Origin of the sequence: Exiguobacterium flavidum (genome assembly GCF_003344535.1) — a bacterium.
In the GTDB taxonomy this organism is placed as follows: Bacteria; Bacillota; Bacilli; order Exiguobacteriales; family Exiguobacteriaceae; genus Exiguobacterium_A; species Exiguobacterium_A flavidum.
This window is the reverse complement of the sequence record NZ_QPKS01000004.1, coordinates 49989-75645: the sequence shown is the minus strand read 5'-3', so window position 1 is coordinate 75645 and position 25657 is coordinate 49989. Positions and strand designations below refer to the sequence as shown.

Genomic DNA, 25657 nt, shown 5'->3' with positions numbered 1-25657 from the left:
GTCGAATTTCTCATTTTCTCTCACAGAAATCTTTTTGTAACATTTCTGTTACAATTGAAACAGTTAAAATGTTACATTTGAGATGAATGAATTTTCGAAAAAGAAGGGAAACGAACAGCATGGATCCATACAACACGGGTAACCCGATCGGCCTCGGCCCAAGAGGTCACACCTATCGAAAAAAACGAAGAATCCGAGGCCCGTTGCTGACCATATTGGCACTCCTGCTTCTTTCGTCCGGTGGATGGGTCGCCTTCCAGCGCATCGCGGCTGCAAAGGCCGACACGACATACTCTGTCACCTCCCTCGCCGAGTCGCCGGTCGTCAATATGGAGAAGAATCGGATCGAACGATGGAACGGTGTGACGAAGAAGGTCGCCTACCTGACGTTCGAAGACGGACCGACCGCCTTGACACCCGCCATCCTCGACCAGTTGAAAAAGGAACAGGTACACGCGACGTTCTTCCTTGTCGGTACGGAAATCGACCTCTATCCCGACTCCGTCAAACGCATCGTCGAAGAAGGACATTATCCCGGACTCCATAGCATGACTCACTCCCGCGAGACGCTGTACGATTCGAAAAAGGCAGACACCTACATCAAGGAGATGCATCAAGTCCAGAAACGGATCAAGCAGTTGACGGATAAGCAGCCGCTTCTTTCACGCCCGCCGTTCGGCTCATCGCCCTACTTGACGAAATCGATGGCGAAGGACATCGCAAAGGCGAACTTACGGGTTTGGGACTGGTCGATCGATTCGATGGACTGGTATTACAAAGACAGCGCGAAGGAAGTCGCAAAGACGGTCATCTCGCGGGCGACTGAGCCTTTTGAGATCATCCTGCTGCACGAACAGCCGCAGGCCGTCCGCGCCATCCCCGCCATCGTCGCAGGTCTCAAGAAGAAAGGGTATCAGTTCGCCGTCTACGACGAGGACCTCCATACTCCGTTCAATTTTGCAAAACATCCAGAATTATAAGGGGACATTCCGATATGAAACAAATCATCATGACTACCCTCGTCCTCCTGCTTGCCGGATGTGGCAGTGCTCCTGCCATGGATGTCTATGAACAGCTCGAAGCTCATGCCCGCGCGGATCAAAAGGCGGAGGAAGTCTCGCTCGAACGAAGCAGCCAGGACGAGCTCTCCGTCAACACGTATCAGGCAGTACTTGACGCAGGCAGCGACGAAATCAAACGTTCCGAGAACGAACGGGAGGAACTCGTCGCCTTGAATGAATCGCGCCAGCAACTGATGCGAAAGGAGACCGAACTTCGTAAGAATGCGATGGAGGAAGTCGATTTCGAAGAGATGCGGTCAACGATCGAGGAGCTCGACGAGAAGCCCCGGACCCTCGGCGAAGCCACCTTGCGTTCACTCGAGATTCGTCATAAGGCTTTTTTGACGTATGAGGAGAGATACGGCGCAGCGATGGAAGCGGAGGAGGAGTTGCTCCGTCTCTTGACTGAGAAACCGGACTTCGTTAAGATTGATGAAGCGACAGCAGAGCTTAATCGCCAGCTGCGTCAGACGAATAAGGCGCAACAGGAATTCAATGCTGCGACGAAACGATATAACGAACAAAAACCTGCCTTCTACAAAGCGGCAGGACTCAATATCAAATAATGAAACATACAGGTTGCTACCAAACCCTGTCCAAAAAACCTGGACATCGTTTTCGTGGCAGCCTTTTTTGTGCGTTCATTTTCATAATTAGGAGGAAAAATCATGATCCGTTCCAAAGCGACGCTACTCGTCCTGATCGGCGCCGTCAGCTACGGCGTCCTGTCGACGATCGTCAAATTCGCCTATGCGGCAGGGTTCAATCCCGCCGCGGTTTCAGGGGGCCAGTTCTTCTTCGGCTGGTTGCTTTTGTTGCTGCTCACACTGTCCACCCGTAATTTCAAATTGTCCCCTGCCCTCGCCTTCCGGCTCATGCTTGTCGGCACGTCGAGCGGTGCGACCGGCTATCTCTACTATCAAAGTCTCCAGACCGTCTCCGCGTCTGTCGCGATCATCCTGTTGTTCCAGTTCACCTGGATCGGCGTCCTCATCGAATCGCTCTTGTCGCGCAGACGACCGGAACGCATCCACCTGGTCGCCGCGCTCTTCTTGATCATGGGGGCATTACTTGCAAGCCAGGCGCTCGCTTCATACATCGACGTGCGCGGAACGCTGTTCGGCCTCGGTGCCGCGCTCAGCTTCTCAATATTCCTTCGCGCAAGTGGCAAGGCCGCGAACCATCTTCCGGTCATCCAGAAGAGCTTCTACCTGATGACGGGCGGATTGCTCTTCGTGATGGCGATGTATCCGCCCGCGACCTTCCTGACGGCGGAGAACTTCTCGAACGGATTACTGCTATATGCCATCCCGCTCGGTCTGTTCGCCCTGATCCTGCCGCCGCTATTGTTCGCTGCAGGAGCGCCTCATCTTTCACCGGCGTCCGTCTCACTGCTCGGCGCAGCCGAACTGCCGACGGCGATCGTCTGCTCGGTCCTGATCCTGCAGGAAGTGCTTACACCGCTCCAATGGTTCGGCATCCTGCTCATCCTATTCGGCATCTACCTGCCGATTCATCGAGCCAGCACAAAAACTGCCGCATCCACTTGAGATGCGGCAGTTTTTTCAGGTTTGGCGTTTCATCGCGTCAGCGACGAACTCGACATCCGTTCCGATGATGATCTGGACGTTTTTAGCTCCCATCTTCATGATGCCCTTCGCTCCGGCCGCCTTTATCGCAGCCTCGTCGATAATACTCGCATCCTTGACCTGAAGGCGCAGTCGCGTCGCACAGTTGTCGATCGACGTCACGTTGTCCGGTCCTTTGAGACCGGCAAGAATCCGTGCCGCCTGTTCTTCATACTTGTCATCCGAAACCGTGACAGGGCCTGCGTCCGTGACGAGCGCCTCGTCCTCACGCCCTGGCGTCTTCAAATCGAACTTGATGATCATGAAGTAGAAGATGATGTAGTAGAGTGCTGCGAACGCGAGACCAATCGGGATGATCAGGAGCGGCTTCGTCGCGATGTTGAAGTTGAGCGCGTAATCGATGAACCCTGCCGAGAACGAGAACCCGTGCAGTACACCGAACAGGTGAACGACAGCCATCGAGAGTCCCGTCAAGATCGCGTGCGTCACGTAGAGGACCGGCGAGAGGAACAGGAACGAAAACTCGATCGGCTCCGTGATGCCGGTCAGGAAGGACGTCAAACCGAGCCCGAACATCGCCCCCGCGATCGCTTTCCGGTTCTCCTTCTTCGCCGCCATGACCATTGCAGCTGCTGCTGCCGGAAGAGCGAACATCATGATCGGGAAGAAGCCAGCCTGATAGATTCCGGCACTCGGATCTCCTGCGAAGAAGCGTGCGATGTCTCCCGTCGCGACCGTTCCGTCCGCCTTCTCATAGGAACCGAAGACGAACCAGAAGATGTTGTTCAAGACGTGATGGAGACCGACCGGAATCAACAGACGGTTGAAGAATCCGAACAGCGCAGCTCCGGTCGCCCCGAGGCTGACCATCCATTCACCCGCGGAATTGATGCCGTCTTGGATATACGGCCATAGATAACCGAACAGGAAGGCAAGAATCAACATGACACCTGATGTGATGATCGGAACGAAACGGCGTCCGCCGAAGAACGCAAGCCATTCCGGAAGTTTGATGTTATAGAAGCGGTTGTAGAGCAGACCTGCGACGATACCGGCGATGATTCCGCCGAAGACGGCCATGTTCACTTTCGAACCGAGCGTCGCTTGTTTCGCGATCGCCCCAAGCGTCCCGGCATCGACCTTTGTCGCTGCCTCATTGACGAGGGCGGTGATCGAATCATACCTCGTCTGGATCTCGGATCCCGAGTAATCCTTGTTCATGGAGTCGACACCGTTCTTCAAGACGAGATAGCCGACGGCGCCGGATAAGGCCGCAGCCCCGCTTGCATCGATCGATAGACCGATCGCGACACCGATGGCGAAGATGAGCGGCAGGTTATCGAAGATCGCCCCGCCCGCCGCTACCATCAACGGAATATCGAGCATGTCGGCCGACCCTAGCCGCAGGACGATCCCTGCCGCCGGAAGGACAGCAATCGGGAGCATGAGCGCTTTACCGATTTTCTGTAGGAATTGCAACATATACTGTCACCCTTTCCAAAATAATGAATGATGAAGACGAATCAAACGCTTTCCTATATGTCATATTGCGCAAACCATTCAGGACACACTATTTCAGCTTTAGACGCTGTGCATAGCGCAGCCAAAGAAAATGATGAATCCGAACAGACCGAAACCAATCAAGTACGTACTGATGATTGAACGGAGCAAAAATCCTGTCTACAACCAAACGACAAGCCATCCACCGGTGCCAAGAAGCAACAGCAAGGATGGAACCCCAAACATCGTCTTTCTTGCGTCCGGACGAAGGACGTGCAGCGAATAAAGTAAGAACCAAGTCAGGAACATCCCCCCTAAGGCAAGGACCCTTCCATCCATCTTTTTCCTCCTTTCTCTTTAAGAAGTATTCGGCTTTTTTGCTTCATCTCCTGTTCGAGTGATTCGTATATCTTATTTTCTGAACAAAAAAAGATGGCGACCGGAACCCGGTGCCATCTCTATATGCTTGAATTAATAATTAGCGGCGCGTCAGGTCGTCGAGATTCTGTTGCGCATTCCCGACCGTCTTCTTCGCGTCGCCTTTCAGCTGATCTTTTTTACCTTCACGTTCGAGCGAACGGTCATCCGTCGACTTGCCGATTGCTTCCTTCGCTTTACCAGCTGCTTTATCCACTGCACCTTCAATTTTCTTACCAAGTCCGTCGTTTGGCATTTCCATCACTCCTTCGTATTGTTCAACATAGTGTAGTTGTTCCCCTGATGATTAAAACAAAACATCACATATCGTCGGACAGACAGCAAAAAAGGATGACCACGAGAGCGGTCATCCTTCGCACTGCTTATACTTCAGCCGGTGCAGACACACCGAGTACTTCCTCGATTCGTTCGAATGCCCAGTCGAGCTCTTCCTTCGTGATGACGAGCGGCGGAGCGAAGCGGATGACCGTGTCGTGCGTCTCCTTGCAGAGCAGTCCCTTCTCCTTCAACGCCTCACAATATGGGCGTGCCGCTTCTGTCAGCTCGACGCCGATGAAGAGTCCGCGACCGCGCACTTCCTTGATGAGCGGGTTGTCGATCGTCTTGAGCTTATCCATGAAATACGTCCCGAGTTCGAGTGAGCGTTCAGGAAGTCGTTCCTCCTCGAGCACCTCGAGTGCAGCGACTGAAACGGCACACGCGAGAGGGTTTCCGCCGAACGTCGATCCGTGTGAGCCGGGATTGAAGACACCGAGGATATCGCGGTTCGCTGCGACACATGAGATCGGGAATACTCCGCCGCCAAGCGCCTTGCCGAGGATATACATATCCGGAATGACACCATCCCAGTCCGAGGCGAACCATTTGCCTGAACGCCCGAGACCCGATTGGATTTCATCCGAGATCAAAAGAACGTTCTCTTCGCGGCAGATTTCTTGCGCCTCTTTCAAGAAGCCTTCACTTGGAATCAAGATGCCGGCCTCCCCTTGGATCGGCTCGAGTATGAATGCTGCGGTGTTCTCGTTGATCGCAGCGCGCAGCGCGTCGAGGTCCCCGTACGGAATCGTCCGGATTCCTGGCAGAAGTGGACCGAAACCGCGTTGATATTCCGCTTCCGTCGACATCGAGACAGCCGTCATCGTCCGACCGTGGAAGTTGCCGTCACAAACGATGATTTCAGCGTCACCTGGGACACCTTTGACTTCATAAGCCCAGCGACGGGCCGCCTTCACGGCAGTCTCGACAGCCTCGGCCCCAGTGTTCATCGGCAAGACCATCTCTTTATGCGTCAGCTTCGCGACCTTCTCATAGAAGAAACCGAGCTGATCGTTGTGGAAGGCACGGGACGTGAGCGTGATTTTGTCTGCCTGATCCTTCAGCGCCTGAATGATCTTCGGATGACGGTGCCCCTGGTTGACTGCCGAATAGGCACTGAGCATATCCATGTACTTTCTGCCTTCCGGATCTTTGACCCAGACGCCTTCCGCCTCCGAGATGACGATTGGGAGCGGATGATAGTTGTGCGCTCCATATTTCTCTGTCTGTTCGATGATGTTTTCTGTTTTGTTCATTATGTCGTCCCCCTTTTGCAAATAGAAACCGCTTTCAATGATATTATAGCAGATACATGAATTTTAGAGAGGCTAAGAAATTTTCACAGGATAGAGGAGAAGGGCGCTTGACAATTGAAATAAGTGGGAAAAGAAAAAGAAAAGTTCTTGTATCATTTTCCGTAAATTTTTTAATTCTTTCCACAGATGATTTGACCGAAGGAGCGTGCGCAACCAAATGAAACGTTCGAATCCCAGCCTATACGAATCCACCTTGACGAACTTGCCCTTGCCAACGTTCTTTCTTAGTCGTGACCTACGTGTTCGAATATGGAACGAACATGCCGAAGCGCTGTTCGGCTGGAAGTTCGAAGAGGTCGACGGACAGTTGCCGCCGCTCATCCATCCGGAAGACATCGTATTCACTGAAACGCTCTGGTTCTCTTTTCTCGAAAAGCAGGAGACGCTTCACCTGAAAAACGTTCGAATGCTCGCGAAGGACGGTACATTGTTCCGAGATATCGAGCTCTCGCCCGTCGTCGAGGACGGATTGGTCATCGGCGCCGTGTTCTGTTGTCTTCCTGAGCGGCACAGACGAGACATCACTTCGAAACCTGTCTTCCAAGAGCTGATCGATTTGAGAACGGCCTTTGACGAGACGGCAAATGTGACCGTATTCGACGCAAAAGGTACGATCACCTACGTCAACGACTTATTCAGCCGACTCTTCGAATATCGGCCGGAGGAACTGGTCTCCCAATCATGGAGAAGCCTCTTGCCGTCCGAGGCGAAGGAGCTCCCGGCGATTCGCGACTCGTTGAAGAGCGGCAATGCCTGGTCAGGGAAGGTCGACGTGTTGACACGCCGCGGCGTCGTCAAACAAATCCAGGCCACCCTCATCCCGCTTCGTGATATCTATGACGTGCCCTATCAATTCATTTTCATCGGGATTGATATCACGGAAAAAGTACGTCACGAGCGCCAATTGAACTTCGTCGCCAACCATAACGAACTGACGGGTCTGCTCAATAAACGCGGCTTCCTCGATACCGGGGAGGAGATGTTCGATTTGGCGGGCAAGGAGAATCCGATCGCCTTCCTTCTATTTGACCTCGACCGCTTCAAGGTGATCAACGATTCGTTCGGACCGCAAATCGGGGATCTTTTGCTGACGTCAGTCGCAGAGCGGATTGAAAATCATGCCGAGGATGCGATCATCTGTCATCCTGGCGGCGATCAATTCGGCCTCCTCATAAGCTCTCATGGCCACGAATCAGCCTTCCGCTTTACGCGTAAGCTTCAACAAGCGCTCCAGCGCCCGTATTATATCAATGGCCATACACTCTTTATCACTTGTACGTTCGGTATCGCGCTCTATCCGTCCGAATCAACGACATTGTTCGAACTCTACCGCCGGGCAGAACTGGCACTATTCGCCGGGAAGGCGATCGGAGCCGGTACGATCCAGTATTTGACGGAGGAGATGGACACGACATATACACGAAAGGTCCAAATCGAACGTGCGCTCTTCACGGCACTCGACGAACACTCGTTCCACCTCCATTTCCAGCCAATCGTCGATTTGAAAGACAAGAGACTGGCAGGATTCGAAGCTCTTCTCCGCTGGCGACACAAGGAGCTTGGAGATGTACCGCCGAGTGAGTTCATTCCGCTCGCAGAAGCAGCCGCACTGATCATCCCAATCAACAACTGGGTACTGCTGGAAGCATGTGATCAGCTCAAGAAGTGGCACGAGACGATCGATCCCGGACTGACGATGGCCGTCAACCTGTCTCCACAGCAGTTCCAGAGCGAAACGCTCATGCGGACGCTCCAATTGATCGTCAAGGAAGGACGCATCAAGCCTGCCAGCCTCATTCTCGAAGTGACCGAGAATGTCGCCATGCTGCGGACGAAGGAGACGGTCGAACGGATGCGTCTGATCAAGAGTCTCGGCTTCCGTCTTTCACTCGACGATTTCGGGACCGGTTATTCGTCCCTTCAATATCTTCGGGCGTTTCCGGTCGACGAGCTGAAAATCGACAAGGTGTTCATCGACGGCATCGACCAGAACGATAGTGCCTTGCTCGATTCGATCATCCATCTCGGATGCAGCCTCGGTCTCAATCTCGTCGCTGAAGGCGTAGAGACGGAAAGCGCGCTCTCCTATCTCGAACAGACGAAATGCCAGCAGATGCAAGGATTCATCTTCTCGAAACCACTGTCCGCCGAACAGGTCGAGCAGCAGTACGCATCAAAAAAAGAGTAGGATCCGTGCGGATCCCACTCTTTTTTTATAACTGGATTTCCTGTGACCAGATGCCGTAGACGGCGATGGCCGCGAGCGCGACGAGCACGAGACTCGCGATCATCTCATAACGGGACATCTGTCCGCGGGACTGTTCACGCTCGGCGATCATATAGGCGATGATCCCGGGCGTATAGACGAGCGCCGCGATGACGATGTACCAGATGCCTGACGCGTAGACGAGCCAGAGTGAATACGCCGCTGCGATGACTGAGAAAATCAGCATCTTCCGGTTACTCTCCGCCTTCGACCATCGCACGCTATAGAGTGCAGACAACAGATACGGAAGAAGCGCACAAATTCCGGCGATGCTCGATAAGACAAGATAAGTCTGTTCCGAGAACAGGGCGACTCCCGCGACGATTTGCGTCGCGATCTGCGTCACGAGCAAGGCGCCGACCGGTGCACCGTTCTTGTTCGTCTTCGCGAACAGTTTAGGGAAGGCGCCGTCCTTCGCGACGAGATAAGAAATCTCTGACGCGAGAATCGTCCAGCCAAGCAACGCGCCGCTCAGGGAGATGATGAGCCCGATCATGATGATCGTCGCGCCTGCAGGACCCATCGTCGCCTCAAGGACGTAGGCCATCGTCGGCTCCTTCAGGCCTGCAAGTTCAGCTTGCGACATGACGCCGAGCGACAGGACGGAAATGAGGATGTAGACGAGCAACACCCCGACGAGCCCAGTCACGGTCGCCTTTCCGACATCCCGGCGATTCTTCGCCCGCGAGGACAGGACGACGGCACCTTCGATACCGACGAACGCCCAAAGCGTCACGAGCATCGTCCCCTTCACTTGTTCGAAGATGCTGCCGAGCGCGTCACCCTCTCCCCAGAACGAAAGATTGAACGTCTTCAAGTTGAAGGCGATCGCGACGAGAAGAATGAAGATCAAGATCGGGACGAGTTTCGCGATCGTCGTCACGAGATTGACGAGGGCCGCTTCCCGGATTCCGCTCGAGACGAGCCAGAACAGTCCCCAGATGACGACCGCGCTCATTCCAAGTAAAAAGATGCGGTTGTCCGCAGCGAAAATCGGGAAAAAATAGCTGATTGCATTAAAGACGAGCGTGATGTTCGCTACCGTACCGATCCATGCGGATACCCAGTAGCCCCAAGCACTGTTGAATCCGACGAATCTTCCGAACCCTTCCCGGGCGTAGGCGTAGATGCCGCCTTCAAGTTCAGGCTTAGAGTTCGCCAGATGCTCGAAGACGAGCGCGAGCATGATCATGCCGATACCCGTGATCAGCCAGCCGATCAGGATCGGACCAGCACTGGCCTTCTGGGCCATCGCACCCGGCAGGTTAAAGGCTCCCCCGCCAATCATGGAGCCAACGACCATCGCAGCCAGTGCCATGAACCCGATTTTTTGTTGTTTCATCTAAAACCACTTCCTTATCGAAAATCTGTATATCTATTCATCTCCGACGTATATTCATTCGAAAGACACAAAATCCATTATAACAAATAAGCTATCAAAGTAAAGAAAGGAGTGGTGAATGTGACATGGGTCAGCGCCTTCCATCTCGATGAGCTGCTAAAACTGCTGATAGCTGCCGTGTTCGGCATCATTTTAGGATTCGAACGTGAAATCAAGAATAAGCCCGTCGGAATACGCACTAGCCTCGTTATTACCCTGATCAGCTGTCTGTTAACCATCGTCTCGATCAGAGCCGTCCTGATTTATGGGGACATCCATGAGAACGTCGTCATGGACCCGATGCGGCTCGTCGCGCAAATCGTAGCCGGCATCGGATTCATCGGAGCCGGCGTGATTCTTCGTCGTCCCCATGACATCGTCAGCGGCCTGACGACCGCAGCCATCATCTGGGGAGCGAGCGGCATCGGTATCGCGGTGGGCGCAGGGTTCATCTGGGAGTCAGCTTTCCTAGTCCTGTTCCTCTTCGTCTCACTCGAAGTCATCACGCGCGTCATGAAACGTTTCTATAATAGCCGCTTCGAGGCGAACGTCGTCGTCGCCCACTTGCTCCTGCCGGAAAATTTAAGCGGCGAGGAGGTCGTCGCGGCACTGCGGAAGAAAGGGATTCTGATCACGAACATTCGACTCCAGAACAATCCGAGACAATTGACGCTTCGGATGTATTCGCCCCACCAGTTCACGATATTCATGCTTTTTTCCTATTTAGAGAAACTTGGAATTAAGAAAATAGACCTAGACGAATGAAATTATCTGAAAATTTATCTTGCATTTTCATTCGAGACAACGTAAATTTACAATAAGTTCACATTTTTCTGACTTTTACACATTTCAGGGGGGTCATCCTAACATGAAGAAACAGACGAAAATTGCTTTTGCAGGACTTTCAAGCATCGCGCTGCTTGCAACTGCGGCTTGCGGTCAAGACGACCAAGGGTCAAAAGACACATCATCAAGCAGCAAAAAGAAGGAAGTAACACTCATCTCGACGACGGACGTCCCGCAGCTCGATCCGACGAAAACGACGGACTCGACTTCAATCATCGTCACGAACAACGTCTTCGAAGGTCTCTATCGCCTCGACGGTGAGAACAAGCCGACGCCTGGAATCGCGGAAAGCGTCGAAGTCTCGGAAGACAAGAAGACATACACATTCAAACTCCGCAAGGACGCGAAATGGTCGGACGGCTCGAACGTCACAGCTGATGACTTCATCTACTCATGGAAGCGTGCCCTCGATCCTAAGACGGCTGCTGAGTATGCATACATTCTGCAAGACTTGAAAAACGCTAACAAAATCATGGCAGGCGAAGCGTCACTCGATGACCTCGGTGTCAAGAAAATCGACGATAACACGCTCGAGGTTCAACTTGAGGCTCCAGCTCCTTATTTCCTCGGTCTGACGAGTTTCCCGACGTATCTTCCGCTCAAGCAGGAGTTCGTCGAGAAACAAGGCGACAAGTTCGCGACGAGCGTCGACACGATGCTCTTCAACGGACCATTCGTCCTTGCTGACTGGAAAGCGAACCAAGGCTGGACATATAAAAAGAACAAGGACTACTGGGACAACGCGGCAGTCAAGATGGACCAGATCAACGTCAAGGTCGTAAAAGAAATCTCGACTGGCGTCAACCTGTTCGAATCGAAGGAAGTCGATTTCGCACCGATCACGTCTGAGTTCGTCTCCCAGTTCGAAAGCTCTGAGGATTACAAGACGCGTCCTGACGCGCGCATCAACTTCCTCCGCTTCAACCAGAAGAACAAGGCTCTCAAAAACGAGAACATCCGTAAGGCGCTTGCGCTCGGATTCGAGAAACAAGGCGTAACGGACGTCATCCTGAACGATGGATCGCAACCGGCGAACTTCATCGTCGCAAAAGACTTCACGTTCACTCCAGACGGAGAAGACTTCCGTGCGAAATATCCAGACCTCCAGTCTTACAACGCTGAAGAAGCGAAAAAGGCTTGGGAAGCCGGCCTGAAGGAACTCGGCGTCAAATCGGTCGAACTCTCGATGCTCTCACGTGACGAAGATGCCTTCAAGAAGGTTTCTGAGTTCCTCAAAGGCGAACTCGAGAAGAACCTCCCTGGCCTCACGGTCAACATCAAGCAACAGCCGTTCAAAAACTTCCTCGACCTCGAATCGAAGGGCGAGTACGACATCTCAGCTGCCGGCTGGGGACCTGATTATCAGGATCCAATGACGTTCCTCGACATGTGGCTGACTGACGGCAGCTTCAACCGGATGGGCTACTCGAACCCAGAGTTCGACAAGCTGATCAAGGACGCGAAGATGGAAGCGGACGAAGCGAAACGTTGGTCTAGCCTGCAGGAGGCAGAGAAGATGCTGCTCGCAGAAGACTATGCGATCGCACCGATCTACCAAAAAGGGGAAGCATACCTCCAGCGCACGACGATCGACAAACTCTACCGCCACCCATTCGGAGCAGATATGAGCTTCAAGTGGATGGAAGTAAAATAATCAATCTGGACCTGCCATTGCGCAGGTCTTTTTTTGCCCAAAACAAAGACCCCTTCTGCCGGAGCCGATCGGGGTCTTTATTGTGCGATGCGCTTATAGAATGCGATATCTTCCGTCCTGCCTTCCTCGACGGCGCGGAAAAACGCGGCAAAGAATTCATATAAGACGGTCCGTTCCTCATACGACGGTCCTGCCTGACGGATGACGGCAAATGCGAGATTCCTCAGTTGGCGCTTCGTACGCCGGTGAACAGGCAACTCGTTGAATCGCTCCGCGAACATCCGGTAGACATCGGCAATCAGCTGCTCATGTCCATTGAAATAGTACTGGTGGTCGTGTTTCATCTCGACTCCCCCTTTCTCATGATAGTTTTTACGAAGAAAGTCGACTGGCGGTTTCATCATTCTTGAAATTGTTTTCAAAATAATAATTTCTACTATACCAGCATCACCCTTTCCTTTCAACGTAAAAATAATTTAGTTTAGGTAATGATTTCATGAAGAAACGCCTTCCTCTCACCGTCGTGAGAAAAAGGCGTACTCGATCAATCTTCGACCGGGATATGCTGGAACTTCTCAACATCGAACAGCCCGCTGTCCGTCAGCTTCAGCTTCGGAATGACCGGAAGCGCGAGGAATGACATCGTCAAATACGGGTTGAACGAACGATCAGCCTCTAGGACGTCAAGCGCATCGTTCAATGCCTCGAGCTTCTCGCCGACCTCGACGTACGGCCGGCTTGTCATCAACCCGCCGATTTCGAGCGGTAGTTCAGCGAGCACTTCCGTCCCGTTGACTGCGACGACACCTCCGCCTGACTTGACGAGTACTTCAGCCGCAAGTTGCATCTCGGCATCTGACGCACCGACGACGATCAGGTTGTGCGAGTCATGGACGACGGTCGCAGCGATTGCCCCGCGCTTGAACCCGAACCCGCGAACGATACCGACGGCCGAGAAATCAGTTGCAGCATGGCGCTCGATGACGGCGATCTTCAAAAGATCCCGCGCGGTGTCCTGAACGAATAACCCTTCCTTCGTCGGGACGTCGAGAATCAGATGGTCCGTGACGATACTCTTCGGGATGACTCCGATGACGTGCGCCTTTCCTGCGATCGGCAGCCGGAACAGTTCATCCGTGATCGGCTTCGTTTTCAGCTCCCCCTTCAGAGATGACGGGACGATCGCCTTCTTGAAGTCTCCAATCACCTTGCCGTTCCGTGCGACCTCCTCCCCCTTGGCGAAGACGGCTTCGATCTCGACCTGATCAGCGTTCGTCAGAATGAGGAAGTCGGCACGTCTCCCTGGAACGACCGCACCGCGGTCAGAGAGCCCATAGGCATTCGCAGCGTGGAGAGAGGCCATCGCGTAGGCCGTCTCCCGCTTGATGCCGGACCGGATCGCGTAGCGGACGTTGTAGTCGATCGTCCCTTCAACGAGCGTGTCGTCGAGATGTTTGTCGTCCGTACAGAACAGGAAGCGGCTCGCGTTCCCCTCGGTGACGGCAGGAAGCACTTCTTTCAGGTTGCGGGCGGCGGAGCCTTCGCGCACTTCGACGTACAAGCCGCGCCTTGCGCGTTCGATCGCGTCCTCCTTCGATACCGCCTCATGGTCCGTCCGGATCCCCGCGACGCCATAGATGTTCAACTCACGCGGTTTCAGGCCGGCTGCATGACCGTCGACGATTTTCCCTGCCGTCTCCACCATCTCGATTTTCTTCAGCATGTCGGAGTCTGCCCGTTCGACGGCGGGATAGTCCATCACTTCCCCGAGTCCATGCACGCCAGGATGGTCGACGAATGGCGCGAGCGCTTCGGCGTCGAGCGTCGCACCGGCATGCTCGAACGATGTCGCCGGGACGCAACTCGGGAGCATCATCCGGACATCGAGCGGAAGCCCTGCTGCATCATCAAGCATGAACTGAAGACCTTCAGCGCCTTTAACGTTCGCGATCTCATGCGGATCAGCGATGACCGTCGTCACCCCGAGCGGCAGGACGGCCTTGGCATACTCGGATGGCGTGACCATCGATGACTCGATATGGACGTGGCCATCGATGAAGCTCGGGGCAAGATACTTCCCTGTCCCGTCGATCGTCTCGATGCCCTCATAGCCGTATCCGGTCGCCGCGATGTACCCTGAATCGATCGCCACATCGGTCGCGTACGTCTCCCTCGTCATGACATCGATCAATTGGATGTTCTGATAGACGATCGCAGCCTTCTCTTTTTTCGCTGCGATCGCGATCAATCTTTTTCTAACGTTAGTCTCCATCTTGCTGTCCCCTTTTCGAAGGTATTTAGACTATCTTACAATCTAAGTTGAAAGCGTTGCAATTTATTTTCGGGAACGAGAAGATGGAAGGGCAAGGAAACGAACGAAAAGGAGCGGATTATCATGCAATATCGTGTAGGAGACCTCATTCCGGAAGTCGATGCTTCCGTCTATATCGCCCCCGGTGCGAAAGTCGTCGGCGAGGTGAAAATCGGAAAGGATTCGACGGTCTGGTTCAACACGGTCATCCGCGGCGATGAAGGACCGATCATCATCGGCGAGCGTGTCAACGTCCAGGACGGTTCGATGATCCACCAGTATGAAGGATCGCCGACGATCATCGAGGATGACGTCACGATCGGACATATGGCGATGATTCACGGTGCGAAAATCCGCAGAGGCGTCCTCGTCGGCATGTCGGCAACCGTACTCGATGACGCGGAAATCGGAGAAGGTGCGTTCATCGCGGCCGGCGCACTCGTCCCGCCGAACATGGTCGTCCCGCCGAACACGATGGTGATGGGTGTTCCGGCGAAGGTCGTCCGCGAACTGAATGACCACGACCGCTTCATCATGGAACGGACGATTCGCAAATACTCCGCCCGCGGCAAGCAGTATGCCGAAGGTTGCGTCCCTCTCGATTCAGACGTGACAACTTCGTGAAAACGTTTACAATGTTCACCTGTTTTTAACAGTTCCCCCCTTTTCTCTTTACATAGCGGCTCTATACTAAAGATGTAAGAGCGACGCTGTGCTATCTTGTTAAAGGGGGATTTTTGATGTTCGCTACGTATGAAGGCCATCTGATGCGCGACCTGTTTTCTTCTTCCGTCAATCCGAGTTACGGTATGCCGACTTTGCCGGACGACGAGACAGAGCACTTGACAATAGAGCTCCGAACTCGTATTCTGAATGATGCCGAGCAAAATTCCTTGAGTAACGGAACTACTCAGTATCTGAAGGAGGAACAATCAGTATGATCACGCAACAAACTGTTCGCGCTTGGCTCGCTAGTCGCATCAAAAAATAATTAACCCACGATTAATTCTTTTCCAAAACGATATAGCGCGTCGAAGCGCATAGAGAACTGGCTGAAGTCACATGACTCAGCCAGTATTTTTTTGCTTTTCTTTTTCCTTCGAACGAGGTTTCCCCTAAAAAAAGGGTAAATAATAACTAAGCTCCGTTCGTCGCTCACAAGCTTTAGCGCACTAGGCATCCAAGAAAAGAGGCGAATCCAAATGAAGTCGAAAATCGTCCGCATCCTGATGATTGCCGTGATTTTGATGCTTCCTCTCCTCTCGTATCCCCACTCGGCAGACGCAGCGGCTTCCATCTTCGTAACAAAGGGCAGCACGACGAGCAAGGTCGTCGCGCTCACATTCGACGACGGCGCAGACGGAGCGAACATCGCGAAGATTCTCAGCATCCTCTCGACGAACAGCGTCAAGGCAACTTTCTTCCTGACAGGCACCGGCATGAAAAACCATCCTCAGTCAATCAAGAACATCGCAGCGAAAGGTCACCAGATTGGCAACCACTCCTATACACACCCTGATTTCACTAAATTGACAGCGACTCAGATGAAGAGTGAACTCGACAAGACGGAGGCGCTTGCGAAATCACTCACCGGCAAGACGACGAAACCGATCTTCCGGGCACCATTCGGAGCAGTCAACAGCACGGTGCTCAATGGCGTCGGTGCAGCCGGCTATACCCGTACGATCCAGTGGAACATCGACACGATCGACTGGAAAGGCTATACGTCCACCCAGATCATCAACCGTGTCGTCCCTAACATCGTTCCCGGTTCAATCGTCCTGATGCATACAGGTGCGGGCGCGCCCGGCACTCCAGTAGCCCTTCCGACCATCATCAAGCAGCTGAAAGCGAAAGGCTACAAGTTCGTCACCATCTCGGAACTCCTCAAACTCCAGAACGTCAAGACGTATACCGTCAAATCCGGCGACACTCTCTACAGCATCGCCCGGACGTACGGTGTTACCGTCGACGCGCTGATAAAAGCGAACAACATCACGAACCCGAGTCTGATCAAAGTCGGACAAGTGCTGATCATCCCGTCATCTACACCGACCGTCATCAAATACACCGTCAAATCTGGGGATACGCTCTATAGCATCGCCCAGACGTATGGGGTCACGGTCGATGCGATCATCAAGGCGAACAACATCACGAATCCTAGTCTCATCAATGTCGGACAAGTGTTGGTCATCCCGAAATGAAGCAAGAAGAAAGCCGGCAGCTCATCGTCTTGAGCTGCCGGCCTTCTTCATGTCGTCCGTTCGATCCACTTCTCCATCAGATATTCATCGATGTATTGTCCGGATAGGCGCATCGCCCGTTCTTCCTTCGCATATATGGTGAACCCGAGGGACTCGTAGAGCCGAATCGCCGGGAGGTTCTCCGTCATGACCCCGAGCGTCAGCTTCTCTACTTTCGACTCCTTCTCGACATGTCCAAGCAATGCTTGCAGGAGGCGTTTCGCAAGCCCTTTCCCCCGTGCGCCCGGTGTCACGTAGACGCCGACGATCTGTCCTTTGAAGTCTGTCTTCTGCCGTGTCTCGGCGACGAACGTCGCGACGCCGACGAGGACGCCTTCCTTCCAAGCACCATACGTCGCATTCTCTTCGGCAGACAGATTGTTCGTGACGCCTTCGATCGGATTCTCGCGCGCGACCGCCTCCTCATAGCTCGTCAGGAAGCTCGACGGACTGTCCTTGAGCGCCTCAAGGCGCAACTGCCAACAAATCTGCGCATCGTCGGCCGTCAAACGCCGGATTTCGATACCGCGCCCCATCAATTCGGCTGGTGGATCATGAGGTCGTTCCTCACGAGATCAGCATACGATTGACGGCGAACGACTTCGCGTTCCACTCCGTCCTTGACGAAGACGACAGCCGGACGGCGGAACTGGTTATAATTGCTCGCCATCGAATAGTTGTAGGCACCGGTCGCGAAGACGGCAAGCGTGTCTCCCGTCTGCGGTTTTGCCAGATGCGCCTTCTCAGCGACGAGGTCGCCGGATTCGCAAGCCGCTCCGACGACCGTGACCTCCGTCATCGATCCGGCGAGACGGTTCGCGATGACCGTCTCATATACTGCGCCGTACAGAGCCGGTCGGATGTTGTCCGCCATCCCGCCGTCGACCGACAGATATGTCCGGACGCCTTCGACCGTCTTGATCGCACCGACCGTGTAGAGCGTCGTTCCGGCGTTCGCGACAATCCAGCGCCCCGGTTCGATCCCGACCCGCGGACGTTTGATTCCGAGCTCTGACGAGCGGCGCTCGATGATCGCCATCACCTGATCGATCGTATCGGCGAAGACGAGCGGGATGTCCGCTTCCGTATAGGCGATGCCAAAGCCTCCTCCGACGTTGACCTCAGCAGGTGTGAAGCCCGTCTGCTCCCGGATCGTCCCGACGAAGTCCATCATCGTCTCGGCCGTCTTCGTAAAGAGCGACGTGTCCTGGATCTGTGAGCCGACATGGCAGTGGATGCCCTGCAGCGAAAGGTGTCCGCAATCGAGAATGCTACGGATTGCTTCCAGGTAGGAATCGTCATGCGTCGAGAAACCGAACTTCGTATCGACGCCGCCCGTCTGGATCTTCGCGTGCGCTCCCCCGATCACTTGCGGGACGATGCGGATGAGGACATTGGCCGTCTTTCGTTCCTCCGCAGCCAAACGTTCGAGCTGAGCGATTTCTCCCGCATGATCGATGACGATCGTCCCGACGTTCTCGGAAAGCGCGTAACGCAAGTCCTCATCCGTCTTGTTCGAACCGTGGAAGTAGATCCGTTCAGCCGGTACACCTGCCGCACGAGCGACGTAGAGCTCGCCGCCCGTGACGACGTCGATGCCAAGGCCATGTTTGACTACCTGCTCGTACACGGCGCCGATCGACAGTGCCTTCGAGGCGTAGGAAGCATACGTATCCGGATATTTGGCGAGAAACGCATCCCGGACGAGCGCGAGGCGATCCGTCAGCTCACGCTCCGCCATCACGTAGAGCGGCGTTCCGTATTTCGCAGCCAGCTCGCTCGCCGCGACCCCGTCGATCATCAAGGTGTTCTCGTGTTCCGTCAAATACCTGCTTCCATACATGGTTGCATCCCCCTTAGATATAGCGATGTGCGAGGCGCCAGGAGCGCGCACACATCTGTTCCGAATTGTTCGCGGCACCCGTCCGCGTGATGTCGTCTATTTCGATCCCGTCCCCGTACAGTACGACCTCGTCTCCGACGGCGACATCATCGTCGACGGCGACGAACGTGTGGCTCATGAACAGTTTGCTGATGATCGGATACGTTTTCCCATTGATGATGACAGGAAGCGCCTTCCTCGCCCGGACGACACCGTCACCATATCCGACCGGAAGCATCGCGACCCGCGTCGCCGTCTCCGTCGTGAACGATGTCCCGTATCCGACGTGTTTCCCCGGTGCGACGTCCCGGATCATGACGACCTCGGTCGTCATCCGGAGCGACGGGACGAGCCAGTCCATCGCTTCAATCGGCGAATAGCCGAACAGGAAGATGCCGGGGCGTACATAGTTGCAGAAGGCGAGACGCGGATCCCGTTTGACCAACGTCGCACTGTTCTCGGAATGGATGTAGTCGAATACATGCCGCGCACGAAGCGCGTCCGCGATCGTTACGAAGGCATCAACCTGACTGTCGTGGTCCGCCTCCGGCTCATCAGCAAGCGGGAAGTGCGTGTAGAGCCCCGTCAGCTTCAAATCATGCTTCACGGAAAGCGCAAGCACCGCTTCCGCCTCTTCGAGCGAACTGATACCAAAACGGTTCATCCCGACGTTGACCTTCAGATGAAGCTCGATGCCAGACAATTCATCCGCATGGCGTTCGACCCATTCACTTGAAGCGATACCAAGCGCGATGCCGTACTTGCGAGCATCATCGAACGTGTCCACAGGATTCATCGCGAGACAATAGCTGTCCGGAAAATTCGTTTTGATTTCAATTGCTTCATACATCTCGGCGACAGCAAAATGCCGTACTCCAGCATCCATGAGTGTCTCGACCATCTCGCGCATCCCGAGGTTATAGGCGTTGTTTTTTACGACGGCAAAGATTTCCTTGTTCGACCGGTCGTAGACGGATGCGACATTACGACGCACCGCCTCCCGGTTGATCGTGACGAGCGTACGCATCGTCATTCCGCCACAGCTGGCGTCACATATGTCAGCCAGCCTGCATATTCTTCAAGATGGCCTGTCGCGGCTTTGCGATAGAGGCCGAGAAGTTCGTTCGCGACATCGTTGCGTCCGCCGTTGATCGAGATATGATCGATCTCTGCGACGCTCGTGATTTCAGCGGCCGTCCCTGTCAGGAAGATCTCGTCCGCGACGTAAAGCTCATCGCGTCCGATATGACGCTCGATGACTTCGTATCCTTGATCGCGGGCGATCCGCATGATCGCCTGGCGCGTGATGCCGTCGAGGACTGAGCAGTCGAGCGACGGTGTGGAGATTTTGTTTCCTTTGACGAGGAACAGGTTCGCGACGCTCGCCTCACTGACGTTCCCGTTCATATCGAGTGCGATTGCTTCGTCGAAGCCGTCACGAAGCGCCTCCCCCTTCAACAGCTGGGAGTTCATATAGTTGGCTGCCGCCTTCGCCTGCATCGGCATCATCGTCGAGGAGACGCGGCGGTAGGACGCGACTTTCGCCCGGATGCCCGTTCCTTTTTCGAAATACTCACCGAGTTGCCAGCAGGAGATGCCGACGTGTACTTCCGTATCTTTCGCCATCAGCGCCTGCCATGGCGTGCCAAGGAAGACGAACGGACGGATGTAGCACGCTTCGAATCCGTTCCGATCGACCAAATCGATCGTCGCTTGGACGAGTTCATCCACAGTGTAAGGAATCGTGACATGGTAATAGGCACAACTTCGGAAGAGTCGTTCAATGTGTTCCTTCAGTTGAAAAATCGCCGGACCGTCCGGCGTCGCATACGCCCGGATCCCTTCAAAGAATCCGCTTCCGTAGTGGATAGCGTGCGACATGACGCTCGTGTTCGCGTCCTTCGGATCATGAAAGACCCCATCAAGCCAGATTGCTTCTCCGTATTGTTCCATTGCCATGTGTGTTTCCTCCTCGTCAATCAGAGTGAACGAAGATCGTCCACCAGTTGAGTTTTCTCTTCTGTTTTCGCATCTTTCTGTTTGATGACACGTGCTGGAGTACCGGCGACGACAGTGCCTGCAGGGACGTCTTCTGTGACGACGCTGCCTGCTGCGACGACCGCTCCTTTCCCTACGCGGACACCTTCGAGAATGACGGCGTTCGCTCCGATCAACACTTCATCCTCGATGATGACCGGCGTCTTCGAAGGCGGTTCGAGAACTCCTGCGACCACTGCGCCTGCGCCGACGTGTACGTTCTTTCCGATCGTTCCGCGCGCACCGACGACAGCGTTCATGTCGATCATCGTCCCGTCACCGATCACGGCACCGATGTTGATGATCGCACCCATCATGATAACGGCGTTGTCACCGATCTGGACGTGGTCCCGAATCCATGAGCCCGGCTCGATCCGCGCGTTGATGTTGCGTGTGTCGAGCATCGGCACGGCACTGTTGCGACGGTCATATTCGACGTGTACATCCGTGATGCGATCTGAATACTTTTCTAAGAACTCTGCCGCAAGTCCTGCATCAGCGAAGAAAATCTTCGAAGAATCTGTTCCAAAAGCTGTCGCGCCCTCGATCGAGAGGCCTGCAAGATCACCATTGACATAGAGTTTGACCGGAGTCTGTTTTTTTGCGTCCTTGATGAATTTCGCGATTTCATAAGCATCAGTTAGTAGCATGGGAATCCTCCTGTGTGTACAGCGTCTCCAACGTGTAGAGACCGGCTGGTTTTTGAATGAGTGCTGCCGCCGCCTTGATGGCGCCCGCTGCGAATACCTTCTTCGATAGTGCCGTATGCTTCAGTTCGATCAGCTCGTCCGTTCCGGCAAACAACACTTCGTGTTCGCCGAAAATCGTCCCGCCACGAACGGAGTGCATCCCGATTTCATCCGTTCCGCGTTTCTCGCGCGTCGACTCGCGTTCATAGACGGGGTGGACGGTACGGAGCTCCTGAATCGTCCGAAGGAGCAATTCAGCTGTCCCGCTCGGAGCGTCAACCTTCTTGTTATGATGCTTCTCGATCATCTCGATGTCGTAGTTCGTAGCGAGCGGTACGATCAGCTTGAGCAGTTGCTGCATCAGTGCGATGCCGTATGACATGTTGTACGACTGGAAGATCGGAATCTGTTCTGCCGCCTTCTTTATCCGTCCGAGCTCCGCTTCCGAGTAACCGGTCGTCGCGATGACGAGCGGCGTCCCGTTTTCGATGCCGTACGCAAGCAGGTTCGTCAGCTGACTCGGATGTGAGAAATCGATCACTGCGTCGACCGTCTCCTTCATCTCGCCGAGAGTCCGGTACGTCGGGACTTCTGTTTCCCGTGAGCGATCGACGACCGCGACGACCTCGTCGCGGGCAAGCTCGAGGATATGTTGTCCCGTCGCACCGAATCCGTGGATCGCGAGCCTCATTGCGCCACGCCCTTGTATGCCTTCATCGTCTCGAGCAAGTGAGCAAGACCTTCTTCCGACTGCCGGACGAGCGGCAGGCGAGGGGCACCGACCGGGATCCCGATCTCCTCGAGCGCCGCCTTGACCGGAATCGGATTGACGTCGTTGAATAGAGCAGCGATGACCGGCATCAGATCTCCCTGAATCTTCCGGGCCGTCTTGTAGTCGTCCTCAAGCAAGGCCGTCGCAAGCGCCTGCGTCTCTTTCGGGTAAGGGTTCGACAAGACCGAGATGACACCTTGTGCGCCCCATGCCATGTACGGCAGGATCTGATCGTCGTTCCCGCAGAAGACGGCGAAGTCGACCGGGATCCGGCTCATCAGTTCCCCCATGTAGCTGACGTCACCGCTCGCCTCCTTGAACGCCTGGATGTTCGGATGGGCAGCGAGCGTCACGGCCGTATCGACCGAGATGGCTACGCCGGTCCGTGAAGGGACGTTGTAGAGCATGATCGGGAGATCGACCGCATCCGCGACAGCCGTGAAGTGTGCGACGAGTCCGGCTTGAGACGTCTTATTGTAGTAAGGCGTCACGAGCATCGCCGCGTCCGCGCCGAGTTCTGACGCTTTTTTCGTCTTTTCGATCGTCTGGGCTGTATTGTTCGTCCCTGTACCCGCGATGACCGGCACCCGGCCGGCAGTGATACGGACCGCTTCCTTGAGAAGCGTCTCGAATTCTTCCGCGGTGAGCGTCGAACCTTCCCCGGTCGTCCCGCCGACGACGAGCGCTTGGATCCCGGCTTCGATTTGTTGTTCGATCAATTGTTCCCACACTTTAAGGTCGATGTTTCCTTCTTCATTGAAAGGTGTCGCGAGTGCTGTCCCTGCTCCTGTAAACATATCATTCTCCTCCTTCTGTATTCATCTTCCGTGTTTGTCAGCGGATCGTCGTCCCAGCCGCTTGGAGGGCGACTTGGACTGCGTTCGTCGCTGCGCCTTTTCGGATGTTGTCGGCGACGCACCAGAGATGGAATGTGTTCTTCATGCTGTCATCCCGGCGAATCCGTCCGACGTAGACGTCGTCAGTACCGCTCGCGTCGAGCGGCATCGGATAGGCGTTGTTTCGAACGTCGTCGATGAGCACGACGCCCGGGGCACCGCTGAGAAGACTGCGGATCGCCTCGACCGTCGTCTCCTGCTCGAACGTGACGTTGATCGCGACCGAATGGGCATTCTTGACCGGGACGCGGACACATGTCGCTGAGACCGGTAATTCCGGCATCTGCAGAATTTTTCGCGTCTCGTCGATCATCTTCTGCTCTTCCTTCGTATACCCGTTCTCAAGGAACACGTCGATGTGCGGCAGAATGTTGTCGTAGATCGGATGCGGATAGTTGACCGGCTCCTCACCGCGTTCGCCGCGCGCGAGGTCCTCGATTCCTTTTTGTCCTGAGCCCGACACGGCCTGATACGTCGTATAGTTGACGCGCGTGATGCCGAGCGGCGTCAGCGGCGCGAGCGCGACGACCGACTGGATCGTCGAGCAGTTCGGATTCGCGATCAGGCGGCTCTCAGCCGTGATCACTTCCGGATTGACTTCCGGTACGACGAGCGGGATGTCATCCCGCATCCGGAACGCGCTCGAGTTGTCGACGACGAGTGTACCGCTCTCTGCGAGCAGCGGCGCGTACTGTTCACTGACCGTTCCGCCCGCCGCGAACAAGGCGACATCGATGCCGTCTTCCGTGATCGAAGGTGAGAGTGCCTTGATCGTGACGTCCTGTCCTTTGAAGGAGACCGTCCCCCCGGCAGAACGTTCCGAAGCGTAGGCCGAAAGCGTGCTGACCGGGAAGTCCAACTCTTCGAGTACTTGCAACATTTTTTGACCGACGGCGCCTGTCGCGCCGATGACTGCTACGTGATACATCTTGTTTCCTCCTTACAGTTCGAATGCGTGCGCGATCGCAGCGACCGTCCGCTCGACATCGGACTGGGCAATCGTGTACGAGATGCTGATTTCAGAAGTCGTGACTTGATAGAACGGGATCGCCTCGGCGCGGAAGATCGCGAACAGTCGCGATGCGACTCCTGTCGCGTCCCGCATCCCGATGCCGACGACAGACAGCTTCGCGTGCTGATCGTGCCGGTCGACCTTGACCGTCGTGAAGCGGTTCATGATGTCTCCGAGCGCTTCCTCAAGGAACTCCTCCTCATCGAGCGGGCAAGTGAAGGAAAGGAAGACATCCCCGTCGAACGTCGTCTGACTGATCATATCGATGTTGACATGGCGATTCGACAAGAGTTCGAAGATATCTGCGACAGCCGAATCCGTCTGGGGCACGTGCTTGATCGAGACGCTGAGCACGTTCTTCGTGACGCTGACGCTCGAGACGACCTTCTGTTCCATCGTTTCCGTTGCTTCCATGATCCATGTCCCCTTTTGTGAGTCGAGTGTCTTCCCGACGAAAATGTGTACTCCGTATTTTTTCCCGAGCTCGACGCTGCGCATCTCCATCACTTTCGACCCGAGGGCGCTCATCTCCATCATCTCATCGTATGAGATGCGGTCGATCGCCTTCGCCGTCTTATGGACGCGCGGATCGGCTGTATAGACGCCGTCGACATCCGTGTAGATTTCACACCGCTTGTCGAGGACCGCAGCGAGCGCGACAGCCGTCGTGTCCGAACCGCCACGCCCGAGCGTCGTGACGTCTCCGTGTTCATTGACGCCTTGGAAACCGGCGACGATGATGACGTCGTTTACGACGAGCTTCTCGCGGAGCAGCTCCCCGTTGATTTGCTTGATCTTACTCTTCGTGTGAAGTCCCATCGTGCTGATGCCGGCCTGTGCGCCGGTCAGCGACAGCGCCTTCGTCCCGAGCGAATTGAGCGCGATGCTCAGGAGCGAGATCGTCTGCTCCTCTCCGATCGCAAGAAGCCGGTCGAGTTCACGCCGTTCCGGCCGATCCGTGATCGTCCTTGCCTGCGCGATCAGAGAATCCGTCATCTTACCCATCGCGGATACGACGACGACGAGTTTCTCGCCCGCATCCGCCCGCCCTTTCAAGTAACTTGCGATTGCTTGGATCTGCTCGACCGTCGCGACCGAGCTCCCCCCGAATTTGAGTACAGTTGTCACAATCCTAGTCTCCTTTTTGTCCCGAAACAGAAAAAAACGACGGGCCGGTAGGAGCGTTCCTACGGCCCGTCGCTTACACGTCCGGACAAACGGAGACATCGTCTTCCGTTCTTTTACGTAAGATAGCGCTCCGAAACATGTGTTTCGGCAGTACGACGGCTCTTAACCGGTGTACCAGCAAGCGAAGAAAAGCATTTCTTCGTTCACTTCGGCGGATTTCCCCTTTCACTCCGTTCGGCATGCTTGCCTGTCTGAACGAGCTACTGATGTCATCCGCGCCTCTATCTGTCGGTTGTTAGTTACAGTTATAGCAAACAAATT

The 25657-nt window shown here is 54.8% G+C and carries 25 protein-coding genes and 1 riboswitch; of the genes, 9 read left to right on the top strand and 16 right to left on the bottom strand.

What is annotated here, in order from left to right; all coding sequences use genetic code 11:
* Positions 1-119 precede the first annotated feature (119 nt).
* The 3 genes from DFG60_RS04955 (at position 120) to DFG60_RS04945 (ending at position 2611) form a co-directional block, all read left to right on the top strand.
* The gene (locus DFG60_RS04955) at positions 120-980 is read left to right on the top strand and encodes a polysaccharide deacetylase family protein (RefSeq protein ID WP_114570636.1); all 861 of its coding nucleotides are present in this window, start codon (positions 120-122) and stop codon (positions 978-980) included.
* 14 nt (positions 981-994) lie between these two features.
* Positions 995-1627: a YkyA family protein gene (locus DFG60_RS04950; RefSeq protein WP_232818629.1), complete on the top strand. Its 633-nt coding sequence runs from the start codon at positions 995-997 to the stop codon at positions 1625-1627.
* Between the two features lie 102 nt (positions 1628-1729).
* Positions 1730-2611: an EamA family transporter gene (locus DFG60_RS04945; RefSeq protein ID WP_114570635.1), complete on the top strand. Its 882-nt coding sequence runs from the start codon at positions 1730-1732 to the stop codon at positions 2609-2611.
* A 15-nt stretch (positions 2612-2626) separates the two neighbouring features.
* Here the strand turns inward: DFG60_RS04945 and nagE are convergent, their stop codons facing one another.
* From nagE to DFG60_RS04930, 4 genes are all read right to left on the bottom strand, one after another.
* Entirely contained in the window at positions 2627-4132 is a 1506-nt protein-coding gene (gene nagE / locus DFG60_RS04940; protein WP_114570634.1) for an N-acetylglucosamine-specific PTS transporter subunit IIBC, read from the bottom strand.
* Between the two features lie 198 nt (positions 4133-4330).
* A complete protein-coding gene (locus tag DFG60_RS13620; RefSeq protein ID WP_157964481.1) occupies positions 4331-4489 on the bottom strand; it encodes a hypothetical protein in 159 nt (52 codons plus the stop codon).
* Positions 4490-4628: 139 nt separating this feature from the next.
* Positions 4629-4823: a CsbD family protein gene (locus DFG60_RS04935; RefSeq protein WP_114570633.1), complete on the bottom strand. Its 195-nt coding sequence runs from the start codon at positions 4821-4823 to the stop codon at positions 4629-4631.
* Between the two features lie 127 nt (positions 4824-4950).
* Entirely contained in the window at positions 4951-6159 is a 1209-nt protein-coding gene (locus DFG60_RS04930) for an ornithine--oxo-acid transaminase (protein WP_114570632.1), read from the bottom strand.
* A gap of 217 nt (positions 6160-6376) precedes the next feature.
* On the opposite strand from DFG60_RS04930, the gene DFG60_RS04925 reads away from it, so the two are divergent.
* Entirely contained in the window at positions 6377-8407 is a 2031-nt protein-coding gene (locus tag DFG60_RS04925) for a putative bifunctional diguanylate cyclase/phosphodiesterase (RefSeq protein ID WP_114570631.1), read from the top strand.
* 25 nt (positions 8408-8432) lie between these two features.
* Here DFG60_RS04925 and DFG60_RS04920 read toward each other — a convergent pair whose 3' ends face one another.
* A complete protein-coding gene (locus DFG60_RS04920; RefSeq protein WP_114570630.1) occupies positions 8433-9827 on the bottom strand; it encodes a basic amino acid/polyamine antiporter in 1395 nt (464 codons plus the stop codon).
* A 120-nt stretch (positions 9828-9947) separates the two neighbouring features.
* Here DFG60_RS04920 and DFG60_RS04915 point away from each other — a divergent pair, with 120 nt between their 5' ends.
* Both DFG60_RS04915 and DFG60_RS04910 read left to right on the top strand, forming a co-directional pair.
* The gene (locus tag DFG60_RS04915) at positions 9948-10631 is read left to right on the top strand and encodes an MgtC/SapB family protein (RefSeq protein WP_114570629.1); all 684 of its coding nucleotides are present in this window, start codon (positions 9948-9950) and stop codon (positions 10629-10631) included.
* Between the two features lie 103 nt (positions 10632-10734).
* Positions 10735-12366: a peptide ABC transporter substrate-binding protein gene (locus DFG60_RS04910; protein ID WP_114570628.1), complete on the top strand. Its 1632-nt coding sequence runs from the start codon at positions 10735-10737 to the stop codon at positions 12364-12366.
* Positions 12367-12443: 77 nt separating this feature from the next.
* On the opposite strand, the gene DFG60_RS04905 is transcribed toward DFG60_RS04910, so the two are convergent.
* Together DFG60_RS04905 and ade are read right to left on the bottom strand one after the other, a co-directional pair.
* The gene (locus DFG60_RS04905) at positions 12444-12710 is read right to left on the bottom strand and encodes a hypothetical protein (RefSeq protein ID WP_114570627.1); all 267 of its coding nucleotides are present in this window, start codon (positions 12708-12710) and stop codon (positions 12444-12446) included.
* Positions 12711-12910: 200 nt separating this feature from the next.
* Complete coding sequence (ade, locus tag DFG60_RS04900) at positions 12911-14638, bottom strand: adenine deaminase (RefSeq protein ID WP_114570626.1); 1728 nt, start codon at positions 14636-14638, stop codon at positions 12911-12913.
* A gap of 123 nt (positions 14639-14761) precedes the next feature.
* On the opposite strand from ade, the gene DFG60_RS04895 reads away from it, so the two are divergent.
* From DFG60_RS04895 to DFG60_RS04885, 3 genes are all read left to right on the top strand, one after another.
* The gene (locus tag DFG60_RS04895; protein ID WP_114570625.1) at positions 14762-15301 is read left to right on the top strand and encodes a gamma carbonic anhydrase family protein; all 540 of its coding nucleotides are present in this window, start codon (positions 14762-14764) and stop codon (positions 15299-15301) included.
* 116 nt (positions 15302-15417) lie between these two features.
* Entirely contained in the window at positions 15418-15618 is a 201-nt protein-coding gene (locus DFG60_RS04890) for a hypothetical protein (protein WP_114570624.1), read from the top strand.
* 261 nt (positions 15619-15879) lie between these two features.
* Positions 15880-16881: a LysM peptidoglycan-binding domain-containing protein gene (locus DFG60_RS04885; protein WP_114570623.1), complete on the top strand. Its 1002-nt coding sequence runs from the start codon at positions 15880-15882 to the stop codon at positions 16879-16881.
* Positions 16882-16928: 47 nt separating this feature from the next.
* Here DFG60_RS04885 and DFG60_RS04880 read toward each other — a convergent pair whose 3' ends face one another.
* The 9 genes from DFG60_RS04880 to DFG60_RS04840 are packed head-to-tail and all read right to left on the bottom strand — an operon-like array spanning position 16929 to position 25336.
* Positions 16929-17456, bottom strand: coding sequence for a GNAT family N-acetyltransferase (locus DFG60_RS04880; RefSeq protein WP_114570622.1), 528 nt, complete (start codon positions 17454-17456; stop codon positions 16929-16931).
* Positions 17456-18763 (bottom strand): diaminopimelate decarboxylase, encoded by a 1308-nt coding sequence (gene lysA, locus DFG60_RS04875; RefSeq protein WP_114570621.1) that lies wholly within the window; start codon positions 18761-18763, stop codon positions 17456-17458. Before lysA ends, DFG60_RS04880 begins: the two co-directional genes overlap by 1 nt.
* Before the next feature lie 13 nt (positions 18764-18776).
* The gene (gene alr / locus DFG60_RS04870; protein WP_232818628.1) at positions 18777-19829 is read right to left on the bottom strand and encodes an alanine racemase; all 1053 of its coding nucleotides are present in this window, start codon (positions 19827-19829) and stop codon (positions 18777-18779) included.
* 2 nt (positions 19830-19831) lie between these two features.
* On the bottom strand, positions 19832-20761 hold the full coding sequence (locus DFG60_RS04865; protein ID WP_232818627.1) for a branched-chain amino acid transaminase: 930 nt from the start codon (positions 20759-20761) through the stop codon (positions 19832-19834).
* Positions 20762-20781: 20 nt separating this feature from the next.
* Complete coding sequence (gene dapD, locus DFG60_RS04860; protein WP_114570619.1) at positions 20782-21489, bottom strand: 2,3,4,5-tetrahydropyridine-2,6-dicarboxylate N-acetyltransferase; 708 nt, start codon at positions 21487-21489, stop codon at positions 20782-20784.
* Positions 21476-22219 carry a 4-hydroxy-tetrahydrodipicolinate reductase gene (gene dapB / locus DFG60_RS04855; RefSeq protein WP_114570618.1) on the bottom strand — a complete coding sequence of 248 codons (744 nt, stop codon included), beginning with the start codon at positions 22217-22219 and terminating at the stop codon, positions 21476-21478. Before dapB ends, dapD begins: the two co-directional genes overlap by 14 nt.
* Complete coding sequence (dapA, locus tag DFG60_RS04850; protein WP_114570617.1) at positions 22216-23097, bottom strand: 4-hydroxy-tetrahydrodipicolinate synthase; 882 nt, start codon at positions 23095-23097, stop codon at positions 22216-22218. The genes dapB and dapA overlap by 4 nt, the downstream gene beginning before the upstream one ends.
* 37 nt (positions 23098-23134) lie before the next feature.
* Entirely contained in the window at positions 23135-24124 is a 990-nt protein-coding gene (locus tag DFG60_RS04845; RefSeq protein ID WP_114570616.1) for an aspartate-semialdehyde dehydrogenase, read from the bottom strand.
* A gap of 12 nt (positions 24125-24136) precedes the next feature.
* Entirely contained in the window at positions 24137-25336 is a 1200-nt protein-coding gene (locus DFG60_RS04840) for an aspartate kinase (protein ID WP_114570615.1), read from the bottom strand.
* Positions 25337-25451: 115 nt separating this feature from the next.
* Positions 25452-25628, bottom strand: a riboswitch (Lysine riboswitch).
* Positions 25629-25657: the final 29 nt, after the last annotated feature.